This is a genomic window from Archangium lansingense (genome assembly GCF_026626635.1).
GTDB lineage: Bacteria > Myxococcota > Myxococcia > Myxococcales > Myxococcaceae > Archangium > Archangium lansingense.
Window position 1 is genome coordinate 5,355,508 of sequence record NZ_JAPNKA010000001.1, and the last position, 16,283, is coordinate 5,371,790.

General features: G+C 65.5%; 16 protein-coding genes and 5 tRNA genes. 19 read left to right on the forward strand and 2 right to left on the reverse strand.

What is annotated here, in order from left to right:
* Window positions 1–60: 60 nt before the first annotated feature.
* Together OV287_RS21990 and OV287_RS21995 are read right to left on the reverse strand one after the other, a co-directional pair.
* Window positions 61–765: an HAD family hydrolase gene (locus tag OV287_RS21990; protein WP_267536004.1), complete on the reverse strand. Its 705-nt coding sequence runs from the start codon at window positions 763–765 to the stop codon at window positions 61–63.
* Window positions 766–962: 197 nt separating this feature from the next.
* On the reverse strand, window positions 963–1,610 hold the full coding sequence (locus OV287_RS21995; RefSeq protein ID WP_267536005.1) for a HEAT repeat domain-containing protein: 648 nt from the start codon (window positions 1,608–1,610) through the stop codon (window positions 963–965).
* Between the two features lie 119 nt (window positions 1,611–1,729).
* Here OV287_RS21995 and OV287_RS22000 point away from each other — a divergent pair, with 119 nt between their 5' ends.
* The 19 genes from OV287_RS22000 (at window position 1,730) to rpoB (ending at window position 16,209) form a co-directional block, all read left to right on the forward strand.
* Window positions 1,730–2,122, forward strand: a complete 393-nt coding sequence (locus OV287_RS22000) for a DsrE family protein (RefSeq protein ID WP_267536006.1) — start codon at window positions 1,730–1,732, stop codon at window positions 2,120–2,122.
* A 124-nt stretch (window positions 2,123–2,246) separates the two neighbouring features.
* A complete protein-coding gene (gene cglB / locus OV287_RS22005; RefSeq protein WP_267536007.1) occupies window positions 2,247–3,485 on the forward strand; it encodes an adventurous gliding motility lipoprotein CglB in 1,239 nt (412 codons plus the stop codon).
* A 72-nt stretch (window positions 3,486–3,557) separates the two neighbouring features.
* Window positions 3,558–4,520, forward strand: a complete 963-nt coding sequence (locus tag OV287_RS22010; RefSeq protein WP_267536008.1) for a RimK family alpha-L-glutamate ligase — start codon at window positions 3,558–3,560, stop codon at window positions 4,518–4,520.
* A gap of 72 nt (window positions 4,521–4,592) precedes the next feature.
* The gene (locus OV287_RS22015) at window positions 4,593–5,042 is read left to right on the forward strand and encodes a hypothetical protein (RefSeq protein WP_267536009.1); all 450 of its coding nucleotides are present in this window, start codon (window positions 4,593–4,595) and stop codon (window positions 5,040–5,042) included.
* 6 nt (window positions 5,043–5,048) lie between these two features.
* The gene (rlmB, locus tag OV287_RS22020; protein WP_267536010.1) at window positions 5,049–5,906 is read left to right on the forward strand and encodes a 23S rRNA (guanosine(2251)-2'-O)-methyltransferase RlmB; all 858 of its coding nucleotides are present in this window, start codon (window positions 5,049–5,051) and stop codon (window positions 5,904–5,906) included.
* 126 nt (window positions 5,907–6,032) lie between these two features.
* Window positions 6,033–6,105 (forward strand) — tRNA-Thr (locus OV287_RS22025).
* An 84-nt stretch (window positions 6,106–6,189) separates the two neighbouring features.
* A tRNA-Tyr gene (locus OV287_RS22030) sits at window positions 6,190–6,273 on the forward strand.
* A gap of 8 nt (window positions 6,274–6,281) precedes the next feature.
* Window positions 6,282–6,357: transfer RNA gene (locus OV287_RS22035), tRNA-Gly, on the forward strand.
* A 21-nt stretch (window positions 6,358–6,378) separates the two neighbouring features.
* A tRNA-Thr gene (locus OV287_RS22040) sits at window positions 6,379–6,454 on the forward strand.
* A gap of 16 nt (window positions 6,455–6,470) precedes the next feature.
* Window positions 6,471–7,661 (forward strand): elongation factor Tu, encoded by a 1,191-nt coding sequence (gene tuf, locus OV287_RS22045; RefSeq protein WP_267536011.1) that lies wholly within the window; start codon window positions 6,471–6,473, stop codon window positions 7,659–7,661.
* A 97-nt stretch (window positions 7,662–7,758) separates the two neighbouring features.
* The gene (gene rpmG / locus OV287_RS22050) at window positions 7,759–7,923 is read left to right on the forward strand and encodes a 50S ribosomal protein L33 (protein ID WP_108076707.1); all 165 of its coding nucleotides are present in this window, start codon (window positions 7,759–7,761) and stop codon (window positions 7,921–7,923) included.
* Window positions 7,924–7,950: 27 nt separating this feature from the next.
* Window positions 7,951–8,026: transfer RNA gene (locus tag OV287_RS22055), tRNA-Trp, on the forward strand.
* Between the two features lie 86 nt (window positions 8,027–8,112).
* Window positions 8,113–8,556 (forward strand): preprotein translocase subunit SecE, encoded by a 444-nt coding sequence (secE, locus tag OV287_RS22060; protein ID WP_267536012.1) that lies wholly within the window; start codon window positions 8,113–8,115, stop codon window positions 8,554–8,556.
* On the forward strand, window positions 8,556–9,098 hold the full coding sequence (nusG, locus tag OV287_RS22065) for a transcription termination/antitermination protein NusG (RefSeq protein WP_267536013.1): 543 nt from the start codon (window positions 8,556–8,558) through the stop codon (window positions 9,096–9,098). Before secE ends, nusG begins: the two co-directional genes overlap by 1 nt.
* Before the next feature lie 102 nt (window positions 9,099–9,200).
* Complete coding sequence (gene rplK, locus OV287_RS22070; RefSeq protein WP_267536014.1) at window positions 9,201–9,644, forward strand: 50S ribosomal protein L11; 444 nt, start codon at window positions 9,201–9,203, stop codon at window positions 9,642–9,644.
* Between the two features lie 38 nt (window positions 9,645–9,682).
* Complete coding sequence (gene rplA / locus OV287_RS22075) at window positions 9,683–10,396, forward strand: 50S ribosomal protein L1 (protein ID WP_267536015.1); 714 nt, start codon at window positions 9,683–9,685, stop codon at window positions 10,394–10,396.
* Window positions 10,397–10,808: 412 nt separating this feature from the next.
* The gene (rplJ, locus tag OV287_RS22080; RefSeq protein WP_267536016.1) at window positions 10,809–11,327 is read left to right on the forward strand and encodes a 50S ribosomal protein L10; all 519 of its coding nucleotides are present in this window, start codon (window positions 10,809–10,811) and stop codon (window positions 11,325–11,327) included.
* An 86-nt stretch (window positions 11,328–11,413) separates the two neighbouring features.
* The gene (rplL, locus tag OV287_RS22085) at window positions 11,414–11,791 is read left to right on the forward strand and encodes a 50S ribosomal protein L7/L12 (protein WP_267536017.1); all 378 of its coding nucleotides are present in this window, start codon (window positions 11,414–11,416) and stop codon (window positions 11,789–11,791) included.
* Between the two features lie 182 nt (window positions 11,792–11,973).
* Entirely contained in the window at window positions 11,974–16,209 is a 4,236-nt protein-coding gene (rpoB, locus tag OV287_RS22090; protein ID WP_267536018.1) for a DNA-directed RNA polymerase subunit beta, read from the forward strand.
* The last annotated feature ends 74 nt before the right edge of the window (window positions 16,210–16,283 follow it).

The window sequence follows — 16,283 nt, forward strand, 5'->3', positions numbered from 1 at the left end:
CTCGGGTCCGGGCGGGGCGGCGGGAGATACCACACCCTGGGGGAGGGAAGGGGGCCGGGCTCAGCGTCCGTCGAGCAGGGCGGCGAGCGCTTCGCCGGCGGTGAAGTCGGGGAAGGCGTAGTCGGCGCCGGAGGCGAGGAGGGCTTCGGGGGTGAAGTTGCCGGTGCCCACGCCGATGCAGGAGGCGCCGATGCCCTTGGCGGCGGCAACGTCCTTGGGGGTATCGCCGATGACGACGACGCGGCACTCCTCCAGGGGAACACCGAGGAGGTTGGCGCCGCTCTGGGCGCCGTGGCGGATGAGCTCGACGCGGTCCTCGTGGTCGCAGCCGAAACCGCCGAAGGAGAAGCGGTCATGGATGCGGACGCGCTCGAGCTTGATGCGGGCGCCCTCGCGGACGTTGCCGGTGCCGAGTCCAACGGCGAAGCCCTTACGGGAGAGGGCGGTGTCAACGGCCTCGCGCATGCCGGGGTGGAGGCGGTAGTCGCTGTCGTTGACGAGGGGGATCTGCTGAGCGAGGTGCTCGAGGTAGGAGTCGATGACGGCGGAGATGGCGTTGGGGGAGGGGTGGACGCCGATGATGTCGAGCGCCTTGCGGACGATGGCCTGGTCGGTCATGCCGGACAAGCTGAAGGAGTCACAGGCATCGAGGCGGCCGTGGAGCTTCTGGAAGGCGAGCGCCATGGAGCGGCGGCCGGCACCGCCGGTGGTGACGAGGGTGCCATCGATATCGAAGAGGAGCACGGTGGGGCGCATGGCCCCCATCTAACGGAAGGCCGGGGCCGATGCGAGCCTCTCCTCCCTCGCCCACCGAGAAGGGAGACGAGGCCGTGCCCCCCACTCCCTCGCCCGCCGGGAGAGGGCCGGGGTGAGGGTATCGAGAACCCCAGGTTGAACCCGAGTCAACTCCCTCTCCCTCTGGGAGAGGGTCGGGGTGAGGGTCTGCGCCGAGGTAATCGCCTCTACGGCTCGAGGAAGCTGAGACCCTGCTGGATGGCCTCGCGAACGGCGAGACTCTCCTCGAGAGGAAGCCGCTCCTCGAGCGCCTTGCGAACCTCGGCCCCGCCCACGCGCCCGAGGGTCAGGGCGGCGGTGGCGCGCACCTGCTCACTGGAATCAGAGAGGAGCGGGGTCAGCAGAGGGATGGCCTCGAGCCCCGCGCGACGGCCGAGCGCGAGGGTAGCGGCGGCGCGAACGGAGGCGGGATTGCCGGAGCTGCGCAGCAACTCCTGGAGTCGCAGGGAGGCCTCGGGGTGGGCCACGACGGCCATGGCGGCGACGGCACGGGAGCGCTGGGCTTCGGGGGCCTGGGGGTTTCTGGCGAACCCGAGGAGCTCGGAGAGGGCCTCGGGACCGAGCCGGGCCCAGTCGGCCTCACGAGGGAGGGCCTCGGGGCTGTCGAGCAGGCGGAGGATCTCCTCATGCAACGTACCGCGGGGCTGGGGAGCGCTGGGCGCGGAGGGCGGCATGCGGGCCGCGGAGGCGTCGCCGAGGCGAGAGGAGCCCGTCAGGAGCAACGCGGCGAGCGCACACGTAGGGGCCAGGGAGGCGGGCCACGGGCGGCGGTGCGCGGAGGCGCGAGTGAGGGCGGGCTGTGGGGAGAAGGGCATGGGGGAGCTCCCTCGTCTGGGCTTCAACGGACCCTGGTTATAGGCCGGAGAGCTGGGCGGATTCGACGCACCCCGAGTGCCTTTTGCTGAAAGTGGATTCTTGTATTGTCGCGCGCCCTATGGCCGGCCGCGTCTTCTTCTTCCTGCAGCACGCCACGTATGAGCCTGCGTTCCAGGCTACCTCGATGGGAATCACCGCGGCGGCGATGGGGGACGAGGTGTACTTCGTCTTCGCCTTCGACGCTTTACGAGCGCTGGTGAGGGGCAGCTTCGGGCTGCCGCACACCGAGAAGGAATTATCGGAGAGTGCGAGAGCAGAGGGACTCGGGGTTCCGACACCCGCGCGCATGCTCGAGGAGGCGCGGGCGCTGGGGGCGAAGTTGGTGGCGTGCGACACCACGGTAAGAATCTGTGGATACGCGCCGGACGAGCTGAAGGGGACGTTGGACGAGGTAATGGGACTGGCGTCGCTGTGGAGGTTGACGGCAGGAGCACGCACCCTTGCCCTCTAGGTAGGCACTGCATTGCTGCTGGCCGAGGGTGCGCGGGAGAGGGTATCCTCGGAGCATTTTCGGGGCCGGACCCTAGTGAGCGCGGGGTGAACCCGCGTGTGTTTCGAGGAGCGACTTCAATCTTATGCGCGCCAAGCTGACTCTCCTGAGGGCCCTCGTGTTGGGCACCATCGGTGGTGTTCTCGCCACCGGTTGCCAGACGTATGACTTCGAGCCGGTGCAGCCACTGGCCATTTCGCAGACGACGGAGACGCGGCGCATTGAGGCGCGTGCTCGCAAGCCGAACCTGATGCTGCTGGTGGACACGTCCGGCTCGATGACGGACCCGGCGGACAAATCTGATCCGGACTGCCGCCCGGGCGGGGTGCTCTGTGGCGACTCGCGTCCGTGCAACACGGCCGTGTGCCCCACTCGCTGGAGCGAGTTGCAGAAGGCGATGCAGACCTTCCTCAACGAGAGCGGCAAGATCGCGCGTATGGGTCTCGCCACCTACCCGAGCGATGACTCCTGCGGCTCCTCGACCACGGTCAGCATCCCGCTGCCCGACGGCGAGATGGATGACGAGGCCACGCTCGCGGCCAACGCCGAGCTGGTGAAGAACGAGATCCTGTCCATCAAGAACTACTCGACCACGGATCCGATGCCGCAGGGTGGTACGCCCACCAGCAAGAGCTTGTTGTTCGTGGGGAATCGCCCCGAATTGCAGACGGACCGCGAGGACCTGGTGGTGTTGCTGACGGACGGTCTGCCCAACTGCAACGAGGGATACCCGTCGGGCGCCGAGTGCTTCTGCACCCTGTCGGATTGCACCTATGCCCAGGCCATTGGCTGCCTCGACAAGGATGCCTCGGTGGATGCGGTGAAGGCGCTGCGCGCCAAGGAGATCCGGACCATCGTCATCGGCTTCGGCGCGGACTTCAACACGAGCTCCGCGTCGGGCAGCAAGGGCGCCGAGACCCTCAGCGGGATGGCCGTGGAGGGTGGCTTCTCGCTGGATCGTTCGTGCACGACCAATGCGCAGTGCGGTTCGGGTGACGAGTGCGACACGGCGACGAAGTTCTGCAAGCGCCGCTTCTATCAGGCGAGCAGCAGTGCGGAACTGACGGCGGCTCTGAAGGATATCAGCGAGAAGGTCCTGGTGCAGGATCCCTGCGTGCTGAACTTCGAGTCCAGCGCGCAAGTCCCGGCCAAGTCGGAGCTGGTGGTGGTCTACGTCAACGGGGAGCGCCAGTCCGCGGGTGCTGACACCTGGGAGCTGACGACCACGGGCATCAAGTTCGTGGGCTCCACGTGCACGCGTATCGAGAACTCCACGTCGGCGAATCCGGTGGAGTACGAGGTGCGCGCCGTCGTCACGCCGTAGCACCAGCGCGCTGGGGCGGCTTTACGTGGTGAGGGGCCGGGGCTATGTCTCCGGCGCCCGCCCTGGCCGCCCATGAAGATCACCATCCTCTCGCGCTCCGCCTCCATTTCATCCACCAAGCGTCTGGTCGAGGCCGGGCGCGCGAGAGGGCACCAGGTGCGCGTGCTCAACCCGGTCCGGGTGGAGATGCACCTGGATGGACAGCGCGCCAACCTCTACTACCGGCGCCGGAAGCTGTCCCCGTGTGACGTGGTCATCCCGCGCATCGCACAGTCCATCAACAACTACGGTCTGGCGGTGGTGAACCAGTTCGCCATGTGCGGGGTTCCGCTGGTGAACACGGCGCGGGCGATCGCCGAGTCGCGCAACAAGATGCGCTCGCTGCAGCTGTTGTCGGCGCACGGCATCGACATCCCGGCGACGGTGATGGCGCGTGACGCCGCGGACCTCAAGGCCATGGTGGGCCTGGTGGGCGGCGTGCCGGTGCTGGTGAAGCTGCTTCAGGGCCAGGAGAAGCACGGGGTCATGGTGTGCGAGAGCCTCCAGTCGCTGGAGGCGGCGCTCGAGGCCATTCTTGGGCTGGGGCACAACCTGGTCATGCAGCAGTACGTGCAGAACACCGGGCAGGACGTGCGGGTGGTGGTGGTAGGCGGCCGGGCAGTGGCGGCGGTGCGGCGTCGGCCGAGGTTTGGGCGGCTGTCCTACACGCTGAACCGGGGAGCCCGGCTGGAGCGCATCGAGCTGACGGAGTCCCAGCGGATGGCGGCGGAGCGGACAGCCACGCTGGTGGGGTTGGAGGTGGCGGCGGTGGACCTGCTCGACGTGCAGGAGGGGCACTCCAAGGTGTTCGAGGTGAACAGCTCGCCGGCCATTCCGGAGATGGAAGCGGCCACGGGGCTGGACCTGGCCAGCATCATCATCCAGCGCGCCGAGGAGCTAGCGGCCGGAAGTCCGAGGGTGGGCCTGCCAGAGCCGGAGCCGGGTGCTCCGTCCCGGCGCAAGCGGACGCCCAAGGCCCCGGCGGGCGAGGCGTGAACAGAAAGAGGTCCCCGAGCGTCGGGGGCTCGGTGATAGGGTGCCCCCGATTTTCGGTGAGGAGAACGAACCATGCTGCACTTGCGACGCATCACCACCCTGGCCGCCGCGCTGGTGGCCCTTGCCAGCACCCAGGTCCAGGCCGAGGGCCAGGTGGATCCGACCACCCTCTATGAGGTGAGCACGGAAGGCACCTCCACCAAGGTGAAGGCGGGGGAGCAGGGCGTGTTCGTGCTGTCCATCAAGAGCAAGCAGGGGGCGCACGTGTCCGACGAGGCGCCGCTGAAGCTGGAGCTCAAGGGCACGCAGCTGACTCCCGCCCAGGAGAAGCTGGCGCTGAAGGACTCGGTGGCCAAGAAGGCCCAGGGGCAGCAGTTCGTGGATCCCCGCTTCGAGGTGCCGTTCAAGGCCACGGCGGCCGGTAAGGGCACGCTGGATGCGAAGCTGACCTTCTTCATCTGCACGGAGAACCTCTGCGCCCGTCAGCAGAAGACGTTCTCGTTGCCCGTCGAGGTTCTCTAGTCCGTGGTGCGCCAGCGATCGTTCAAGGGCAGTGAGCGGGGTGGGGAGCAGCGGGGAGAGCGTGGAGGGGGACGCGAGCGCGGTACGGAGCGTGAGCGTGGCGAGCAGCGCTACGTCTACGGGGTGAACCCGGTGCTCGAGTCCCTGCGCGCGCACGCGGAGCGGGTGGAGCGCCTCTTCGTCACCGAGGGGCAGCTCGCTGCGAAGGCGGCGGCGGAGATCTTCAGCCGCGCGAGGGACGCGGGCATCCGGGTGGAGCGGGTGCCCCGGGAGCGGCTGGCGGCCCTGGCCGACGGCGGCGTGCACCAGGGGGTGGTGGCCGAGCTGCGTGGCTTCGAATACGCGGAGCTGGAGGATCTGCTGGAGGCGGCCGAGCAGAGCGGACGGCCTCCGTTGCTCGTCGTGCTGGACGGCATCCAGGATCCGCACAACTTCGGGGCCATCATCCGCTCGGCGCATGCCCTGGGGGCCCACGGGGTGGTTATTGCCAAGGATCGGGCGGTACCGGTGACGGGGGTGGTGGCCAAGGCCTCGGCGGGAGCGGTGGAGCACTGTCCCATCGCGCGGGTGGTGAACCTCTCCCGAGCCCTGGAGGAGCTGAAGGAAGCCGGAGTGTGGATCGCCGCGGCGGATCCTCACTCGAACGAGCCCATGTGGGGCGCTCGGCTGGACGGGCCATTGGCCGTCGTGGTGGGGGCCGAGGGAGCGGGCGTGCGCCAGGGGGTGTTGGAGCACTGCGACTTCCGCCTCAGGATTCCAATGCTCGGTCAGGTAGGTTCCCTGAATGCGTCCGTTTCTGCGGCGATTCTGCTATACGAGGCCGCCCGGCAGCGGGGGACGTCACGTCCCGGTGCCGGAAGTTGAACGCTCTGATCAATCCGCTTGACTTGGACGGCGGGGACTTCTAAAAGGGCGCGCCTCGACGGGACGGGCGGTTGACGGTTCCCGGCGACGGGACGGCGGGTAGGGGAAGCAGCCGGAGTGATGGATGCCGGTGTAGCTCAGTTGGTAGAGCACCTGATTTGTAATCAGTAGGTCGCGGGTTCAAATCCCGCCGCCGGCCAGCACGGGGCCGCGGATGAGGGCCCGGGGCAAAAAAAGCAGTAGGAAGAAACAGTGGTTTCACGGTAGTTGAGGAAAGCGTTGCGGAGGGATACCCAAGCGGCCAAAGGGAGCAGACTGTAAATCTGCCGGCTCTACGCCTTCGTTGGTTCGAATCCAACTCCCTCCATCCGCATCGCGGGAATAGCTCAGTTGGTAGAGCGTCAGCCTTCCAAGCTGAATGTCGTGGGTTCGAGTCCCATTTCCCGCTCCAGTGTTGTAGTCGCAGATACAAGCCCTGATAGCTCAGTTGGCAGAGCGCATCCTTGGTAAGGATGAGGTCACCAGTTCAATCCTGGTTCAGGGCTCCATTTTTCGAGGAGCGTTATGTCCAAGGAAAAGTTCGACAGAAGCTTGCCGCACGTCAACATCGGCACCATCGGCCACGTTGACCACGGCAAGACGTCCCTCACGGCAGCCATCACCAAGGTGCTGGCGAAGACGGGCGGCGCGACCTTCCTCGCGTACGACCAGATCGACAAGGCCCCCGAGGAGCGCGAGCGCGGCATCACCATCTCCACCGCCCACGTGGAGTACAAGACGAAGAACCGTCACTACGCGCACGTGGATTGCCCGGGTCACGCCGACTACGTGAAGAACATGATCACGGGCGCGGCGCAGATGGACGGCGCCATCCTCGTGGTGTCGGCCGCCGACGGCCCGATGCCCCAGACGCGCGAGCACATCCTGCTCGCCCGCCAGGTCGGCGTGCCCTACATCGTCGTCTTCCTGAACAAGGTCGACATGCTGGACGACCCCGAGCTGCGCGAGCTCGTGGAGATGGAGGTCCGCGACCTGCTCAAGAAGTACGAGTTCCCGGGCGACAGCATCCCCATCATCCCGGGCTCGGCCCTCAAGGCGCTCGAGGGTGACACCTCGGACATCGGCGAGCCGTCCATCCTCAAGCTGATGGAGGCGGTGGACAGCTACATCCCCACCCCGCAGCGCGCCACGGACAAGCCCTTCCTGATGCCGGTGGAGGACGTGTTCTCCATCGCCGGCCGCGGTACGGTGGCCACCGGCCGCGTGGAGCGCGGCATCATCAAGGTGGGCGAGGAAATCGAGGTCGTCGGTCTGCGTCCGACGCAGAAGACGGTCGTCACGGGCGTGGAGATGTTCCGCAAGCTGCTGGACGAGGGCCGGGCGGGCGACAACATCGGCGCGCTGGTGCGTGGTCTGAAGCGTGAGGACCTCGAGCGCGGCCAGGTGCTGGCCAAGCCGGGCTCCATCACCCCGCACACCAAGTTCAAGGCGCAGATCTACGTGCTCTCGAAGGAAGAGGGTGGCCGTCACACCCCGTTCTTCAAGGGCTACCGCCCGCAGTTCTACTTCCGCACCACGGACGTGACGGGCACGGTGAAGCTGCCCGACAACGTCGAGATGGTGATGCCTGGCGACAACATCGCCATCGAGGTGGAGCTGATCACCCCTGTGGCCATGGAGAAGGAGCTGCGCTTCGCCGTTCGCGAGGGTGGCCGTACCGTGGGCGCCGGCGTCGTGGCCGAGATCATCGCCTAGTTGGCTGGCGGGCTTTGGGCCCGCCCCAGCAGGTGGTTAACCCCGAGGGGGGAGCTGCTATAAACAGCTTTCCCCTCGTGCTTATCGAGTTCAAGTCATGCCCAAGGGTAACCGAAGCATCATCTCGCTCGAGTGCACGGTGTGCAAAGAGCGGAACTACTACACCACCAAGAACAAGCGGAAGAGCCAGGACAAGCTCGAGTTGAGCAAGTTCTGCCCCCGCGACCGGAAGCATACCGTCCATAAGGAAGGTAAGGTCTAGTTCTGTTGTTGTGGTCGGGTGTTCTCTAGGCCAGTAGCTCCAACGGTAGAGCAGCGGTCTCCAAATCCGCGTGTTGGGGGTTCGAATCCCTCCTGGCCTGCCAGTTGTTAGTTGCAGGGACCCTCGGTACCCACGTACCGGGGGTCCCTGTGTTTCCGGGATCAGGCAGTACTCAGTCAGCGAGGAATCATGGCAGCGGCATCCGAAGCCAGCCAGCAGGCGAACCGTTCGGGGATGGACCCGAAGCGGCTCGTGGTCATCTTCTTCCTCATCGCGGGTCTCATCTTCGCGCTCTTCCTGGAGCACGTCTGTGGCCTCCTCTGGGCCCGGGCCGGCTGGAGCGACCCCGTCATCGTCGACGGTGTCGACTGGCAGGTCTCCACCCTGGTGGGCTTCCTGCTCGCCGCGGGGCTCGTGGTGTGGGCTTACGCGTACCCCAAGACTCACGCCCTCTCGATTGAGGTTGCCTCTGAGTTGATGAAGGTCACCTGGCCTTCTTGGGCGGAGACCAAGGCGTCGACCGTGGCGGTCATCGTCGCGTCCATCGTGGCGGCCGTTCTGCTCTTCTGCATCGACACCCTCGCCTACAACCTTATGGTTGAGTGGATACCCGCCATCTGGGGGAAGTTGTAATGGCGATGAAATGGTACGTGGTCCACACCTACTCGAACTTCGAGAACCAGGCGAAGAAGAGCCTGGAAGAGCGGATCCGCCTCGAGGGGCTGCAGGAGCTGTTCGGCGAAATCCTGATTCCGATGGAACAGGTCGTCGAGATGGTGAAGGGCGAGAAGAAGACGTCCCGGCGTAAGTTCTTCCCGGGCTACCTCTTCGTGCAGATGGAGCTCAATGACCGCTCCTGGCACCTGGTGAAGAACACGCCGAAGATCACCGGTTTCCCCGGTGCGGCCCAGAACGAGCAGCCCACGCCCATCTCGGACAAGGAGGTGGCTCGGCTCACCTCGCAGATCTCCGAGGGGACGCTCAAGCCCAAGCCCAAGGTGCAGTTCTCCGACGGAGACACCGTCCGCGTCATCGACGGCCCCTTTGCCAACTTCAATGGCACGGTGGAGGAGGTCAACGCGGAGAAGGGTCGCGTGAAGGTGCTCGTGAGCATCTTCGGTCGCGCCACTCCGGTGGAGCTCGATTTCATGCAGGTGGAGAAGACCACCGGCTAGCAGTCTTCCCCGGCGTGAGAGCGCTCGGGGATACCCAGGGTGGGAGGGCCGCTCGTCAAGCGGCCCGTCGGAACCACCGTCTCGAAAGGCAGTCGTCAGCCGATGAAGAAGGTCACAGGACAGGTCAAGCTGCAGATTCCCGCCGGTAAGGCGAACCCCGCTCCTCCGATCGGCCCCGCGCTCGGTCAGCAGGGCGTGAACATCATGGAGTTCTGCAAGCAGTTCAACGCCAAGACCCAGGCGGAGGCCAAGGAGGGTCTGATCATCCCGGTGATCATCACCGTGTATCAGGATCGCTCCTTCACCTTCATCCTGAAGACGCCTCCCGCGGCCGTCCTCATCAAGAAGGCGGCGGGCCTGCACACCGAGAAGAAGAAGGGCTCGGGCGCCAAGAAGCCGGGCAAGGAGAAGGTGGGGCAGATCACTCAGAAGCAGCTCGAGGAGATCGCCAAGAAGAAGATCGAGGACACGACCGCTGGTTCTCTGGACGCCGCCAAGCGCACCATCGCTGGCACCGCGCGCTCCATGGGCATCGAGATCGTCTGACCTCTCCACCTCACCTTTTCTGAAACAGGATATTTCACATGCCTCAGACCGGTAAGAAGTTCCGCGCGTCCGTCGCGAAGGTGGACCGCAACAAGCGCTACACCATCGCCGAGGGTTTCGCTCTCCTGAAGGAGACCACGGCCCTCCGCGCCACCAAGTTCGATCAGACTGTCGAGGTTGCGCTCAACCTCGGTGTGGACCCCAAGCACGCGGACCAGATGGTCCGTGGCGCCGTGGTCCTCCCGCACGGCACGGGCGCCACGGTGCGCGTGGCCGTGTTCGCCAAGGGCGAGCGGGCCTCCGAGGCCGAGGCTGCCGGCGCTGACGTGGTTGGCGGCGACGAGCTGGCCAAGCGCATCGAGGGCGGCTTCCTCGAGTTCGACACCGTCATTGCCACCCCGGACATGATGGGTGTGGTTGGCCGCCTCGGTAAGGTGCTCGGTCCCCGTGGCCTCATGCCCAACCCGAAGGTGGGCACGGTGACCATGGACGTGGCCAAGGCCGTTCGCGACTCCAAGGGCGGTAAGGTGGAGTTCCGCGCCGAGAAGGCCGGCATCGTCCACGTCAAGGTCGGCAAGGCCTCCTTCACCCCGGAGAAGCTCACCGAGAACTTCAACACCCTGGTGGACCTGGTGATGAAGCTCAAGCCGGCCACCGCCAAGGGCGTCTACCTCAAGGGCGTGGCCATCTCCGCCACCATGAGCCCGGGCATCAAGATCGACACCAACGAGATCCTCGCCCGCCACCGGTAGTCAGGGGTAGGGCAGGGAAGTCGTCGGTTCTGACTGAGGGGGGCCTCACACCAGGGGGCCCCCTTCGTCGTCTGATTGACGCCCGCGGTCATAATTTGCTGGACGTTTCGCGAAGCCGCGGGTATAGCGCCCCGGCTTTGCAATTGAAGCGCCACGTCGATGAGACGGGACGCTTCAAACATCCCTGGTCCCAGACAGCAGGGACCCGGGGTGGGACTCGTGCCCTCCGTTGGCAACCGGACAACCGGTCGGAGCCACGAAGACCACCCAGGGTTCAAACGACTCATGGAGTCGCCCTGCCGAGACTGGAGGTGCGGTGTGGTGCCTTACGGGGCTCCTCTCGCTCTGCCACTTGCGTGGCCCAGGTAATCCAGCCCGCCTTCGGGTGGGTGTCGTGAGGAGGTGAAACCAAGTGATCAAGAGCGAGAAGGAAGAACTGATCAAGGAGCTCAACGAGAAGTTCTCGAGGGCTCAGACTGCGATCGTCGCGGAGTTCTCCAAGCTGAACGTGGAGACCGTGACCAAGCTGCGCAAGAAGTTCCGCGACGGCAAGGTGGACTACAAGGTCCTGAAGAACACGCTGGCCAAGCGCGCCGCGAAGGGTACGCCTGTGGAGGTCATCTCCCAGGACTTCGTGGGGCCCGTGGCTATCGCCATCAGCTACGACGATGTCGTGGCTCCGGCGAAGATCCTCGTGGACTTCATCAAGGATCTCGAGACCATCAAGGTCCGCAGCGCGTCCGTGCAGGGCCGCCGTGTCGACGTCGAGGGCGTGAAGGCCCTGGCGAAGATGCCCGGTCTGCCCGAGCTCCGCGCCCAGCTGCTCGGCATGCTCAACCAGCCTGCCGGCAAGCTCGTTCGCACCATCGCGGCCCCCGGCTCCCAGCTGGCCCGCGTGCTCCAGGCGAACGTGGACAAGCAGCCCAAGTAATAGCACCCAGAAGCAGACCCACCGCAAACCTCTGGCCTTTTCCTCCCCAAGGGGAGGCAGGCCGCTAGAAAAGAAGGACATTCACAATGGCCGCTGACCTGAATTCGATCGTTGACCAGCTCTCCACCCTCACGGTGATGGAGGCCGCCGAGCTCGTGAAGCAGCTCGAGAGCAAGTGGGGCGTCTCCGCCGCCGCCGTGGCCGTGGCCGCTGGCCCGGGCGCCGCTGCCGCCGCCGCCCCGGTCGAGGAGAAGACGGAGTTCACCGTCGTCCTCGCCGACGCCGGCGCGAACAAGATCAACGTCATCAAGGAGATCCGCGCCATCACCGGCCTGGGCCTGAAGGAGGCCAAGGACCTGGTCGAGGGCGCCCCGAAGACCGTCAAGGAGGGCGTCAACAAGGACGACGCCAAGAAGATCAAGGACCAGCTCACCGCGGCTGGCGCCAAGGTCGACGTCAAGTAGTTGTTGTTTCTCAGGTTGGCGACGGGTTTCGGAAAATTCCCGCCGCCTCCTGACCGGATGAGCAGGCCGGCGTGCCCGGGAAGGGTGCGCCGGCTTTGCCCTTTCCGTATCTCTAAATTTTCCGCTGCCGCTGCGCGTTACCCAAGCTCGCCCCGCCTGAGCTTGCTCGCCCCGGAGTTCGAATGCCGACGCAGATCCAGAACAACTTCCGAGTTCGGAAGACCTTCGCGAAGATCGCGAAGACCATCGACATTCCCAACCTCATCAACATCCAGAAGCAATCCTACGAGAAGTTCCTCCAGGCTGACATCCCGCCGGAGAAGCGCGAGGACATTGGGCTTCAGGGGGTCTTCAAGTCGGTATTCCCGATCCGGGACTTCAACGAGACGTCCTCGCTCGAGTTCGTCAGCTACCATCTCGAGAAGCCCAAGTACGATGTGGATGAGTGCCACCAGCGTGGCATGACCTACTCGGCGCCCATCAAGGTCGTCGTGCGCCTGGTCGTGTGGGACAAGGATGAGGAGACTGGCGCCCAGTCCATCCGCGATGTGAAGGAGCAGGAGGTCTACTTCGGCGAAATCCCGCTGATGACCCAGAACGGCACCTTCATCATCAACGGGACTGAGCGCGTGGTAGTTAGCCAGTTGCACCGCAGCCCGGGTGCCTTCTTCGACCACGACAAGGGCAAGAGCCACTCGTCTGGCAAGCTGCTCTACAACGCCCGCATCATCCCGTACCGCGGCTCGTGGATCGACTTCGAGTTCGACCACAAGGACATCCTGTACGTGCGCATCGACCGGCGTCGCAAGCTGCCGGCCACGGTGCTCATCCGCGCCCTGGGCGCGGTGGCGGACACCGCCAAGAAGAACCCGCTGGAGTTCCGTGGCTCCACCGAGGAGATCCTCAACTACTACTACGCCACGGAGACCATCTACCTCCAGAGCAACACTGACTTCGAGAAGTCGGTGGAGCTGGAGCTGTTGCCCGGTCAGCGCGCCACGCGCGACATCAAGACGAAGACGGGCGACATCATCGTCAAGAAGAACCGCAAGTTCACCCGCGCCGCCATCAAGAAGCTCGAGGCGGCCAAGATGAAGACGCTCCCCATCGACGCGGACGAGCTCTTCACCAAGGTGTCCGCCTACGACGTGGTGGACGAGAACACCGGCGAGGTCATCCTCGAGTGCAATGAGGAGGTCTCGCAGGAGAAGATCGACGAGCTCCTCAAGCGCGACATCAAGGAGTTCAAGGTCCTCTTCATCGACAACCTCAACGTGGGTCCCTACCTGCGTGAGACGTTGATGCTGGACAAGATCGAGTCGCCCGAGCAGGCGATCATGGAGATCTACCGCCGCCTGCGCCCGGGTGATCCCCCGACGCCGGAGACGGCCACCAACCTGTTCAGCAACCTCTTCTTCAACCCCGAGCGCTACGACCTGTCCAAGGTCGGCCGCCTCAAGCTGAACTTCAAGTTCGGCCTCGAGGAGCCGCTCGACGGGCAGATCCTCACCAAGCGCGACATCCTCGAGGTCATCCGCTACCTGGTGGACCTCAAGAACGGCAAGGGTGTGATCGACGACATCGATCACCTCGGTAACCGTCGCGTGCGCGCGGTGGGCGAGCTGCTGGAGAACCAGTACCGCATCGGTCTGGTGCGCATGGAGCGGGCGATCAAGGAGCGCATGAGCCTCCAGGAGATCGAGACGCTCATGCCGCACGACCTGATCAACGCCAAGCCGGTGACGGCGGTGATCAAGGAGTTCTTCGGGTCCAGCCAGCTGTCGCAGTTCATGGACCAGACGAACCCCCTGTCCGAGGTCACGCACAAGCGTCGTCTGTCCGCCCTCGGGCCCGGCGGCCTCACCCGCGAGCGCGCGGGCTTCGAGGTGCGCGACGTGCACCCGACGCACTACGGCCGCATCTGCCCCATCGAGACGCCGGAAGGTCCGAACATCGGCCTCATCGCGTCGCTGTCCACCTTCGCTCGCGTCAACGAGTTCGGCTTCGTCGAGACGCCGTACAAGAAGGTGGAGGCCGGCTCGGTCACCGGTGACGTGGCCTTCTACTCCGCTCTCGAGGAGGAGAAGCACACGATCGCCCAGGCCAACGCCGAGACGGACAAGAAGGGCAAGTTCCTCAACCCCCTCGTGTCCTCTCGCCGCGGCGGTGAGTTCGTCCAGGCCAAGGCCGAGGAAGTGGACCTGATGGACGTGTCCCCGAACCAGCTGGTGTCGGTGGCCGCCTCCCTCATCCCGTTCCTCGAGAACGACGACGCCAACCGCGCCCTCATGGGCTCGAACATGCAGCGCCAGGCTGTTCCGCTGCTGCGCACCGCCGCTCCGCTCGTGGGCACCGGCATCGAGGCGATTGTCGCCCGCGACTCCGGCGTCACCTGCGTGGCCCGGCGCGACGGCGTCGTGGAGAGCGTGGACGCCAGCCGCATCGTGGTGAAGGCGGACTCCGCCACGGGCGCGTTCGACATCTCCAGCGAGGTCGACATCTACAACCTCCTGAAGTACCAGCGCTCCAACCAGAACACGTGCCTCAACCAGAAGCCCATCGTCCGCAAGGGCGACCGGGTGCGGAAGGGTGACGTGATCGCCGACGGTCCCGCCACCGAGACCGGCGAGCTCGCGCTGGGCCAGAACGTCGTCGTCGCGTTCATGCCGTGGCAGGGCTACAACTTCGAGGACTCCATCCTCATCTCCGAGCGCATCCTCAAGGAGGACGTCTTCACGTCCATCCACATCGAGGAGTTCGAGTGCATCGCGCGCGACACCAAGCTCGGCAAGGAGGAGATCACCCGCGACATCCCGAACGTGGGTGAGGAGGCCCTCAAGGACCTCGACGAGAGCGGCATCATCCGCATCGGCGCCGAGGTGAAGCCTGGCGATGTGCTCGTGGGCAAGATCACTCCGAAGGGCGAGACCCAGCTCTCCCCCGAGGAGAAGCTGCTGCGCGCCATCTTCGGTGAGAAGGCCGGCGACGTGCGCGACAGCTCGCTGCGCGTGCCCCCCGGCGTGGTGGGCACCGTCATCAACGCCAAGGTGTTCAGCCGCAAGGGCGTCGAGAAGGACGAGCGCGCCAAGCAGATCGAGTCCATGGAGGAGGCCAAGCTCCTCAAGGACCAGAACGACGAGATCAAGGTCCTGCGCGACAGCGCCTACGGCCGCCTGCGCATCATGCTCCGTGGCAAGGAGATCCAGGGCAAGCTCGTGGACGACAAGGGCAAGATCCTCCTGAAGAAGGGGGACATCGTCTCCGATGAGCTGCTGGCCACTGTCCCGTACAAGTACTGGACGGAGATCTCCGTCGGCGATCCGCTCGATGGCAAGCTGCGCGACATCCTCCGCAACCTGGAGGAGACCACCGAGGCCGTGAAGCTGGCTTTCGGCGAGAAGATCGCCCGCATCAAGAAGGGCGATGAGCTCCCGCCGGGCGTCATCAAGATGGTCAAGGTGTACGTCGCCATCAAGCGCAAGCTGGCCGTGGGCGACAAGATGGCCGGCCGCCACGGTAACAAGGGCGTCGTCTCCCGCGTCCTCCCCGAGGAGGATCTCCCGTTCCTCGAGGACGGCCGTCCCGTGGACATCGTCCTCAACCCGCTGGGCGTGCCCTCGCGCATGAACATCGGGCAGATCCTCGAGACGCACCTGGGCTGGGCCGCCAAGGGCGTGGGCGAGCAGCTCCAGCGCTACATCGAGGAGAACTACAGCGGCGAGAACCTCAAGAAGCAGCTGAAGACCGTCTACGACGACAAGGCCTTCGGCGACTTCGTGGACGGGCTGTCCGACGACGAGGTCAAGAGCCTGTGCTTCCGCCTGAAGAGGGGCATCCATGTCGCCACGCCGGTGTTCGACGGCGCGCGCGAGACGGAGATCCACTCGCTCTTCGACGAGGCCCGGCTGCCGCGCTCCGGTCAGATGGTGCTCTTCGACGGCCGCACCGGTGAGCCGTTCGACCAGAACGTCACCGTGGGCGTCATGTACATGCTCAAGCTGCACCACCTGGTGGACGAGAAGATCCACGCCCGCTCCATCGGGCCCTACTCGCTCGTCACGCAGCAGCCCCTGGGCGGCAAGGCCCAGTTCGGCGGCCAGCGTCTGGGAGAGATGGAAGTGTGGGCGATGGAGGCCTACGGCGCCGCGTACACGCTCCAGGAGTTCCTCACCGTCAAGTCCGACGACGTGGTGGGTCGCACGCGCATGTACGAGGCCATCGTCAAGGGCGACAACGTCCTTGAGTCCGGCCTGCCCGAGTCGTTCAACGTGCTCCTCAAGGAGCTCCAGTCGCTCGCGCTCGACGTCGAGCTGCTGGAGAGCGCTCCCCCCGAGCGCCAGCGCTCCTTCTCCGGAGACTTCGGTGGTGGTGGTGGTGGTGACGGCGAGGACCGCGTGAAGACCGGTACCGAGGCCTAGTCCAGCGTGCCTGACCCCCGGCGCCCGCTCCCTCAGAGGGCGGGCGCTGGCGGCCAGGCGAAACGAATTCGCGC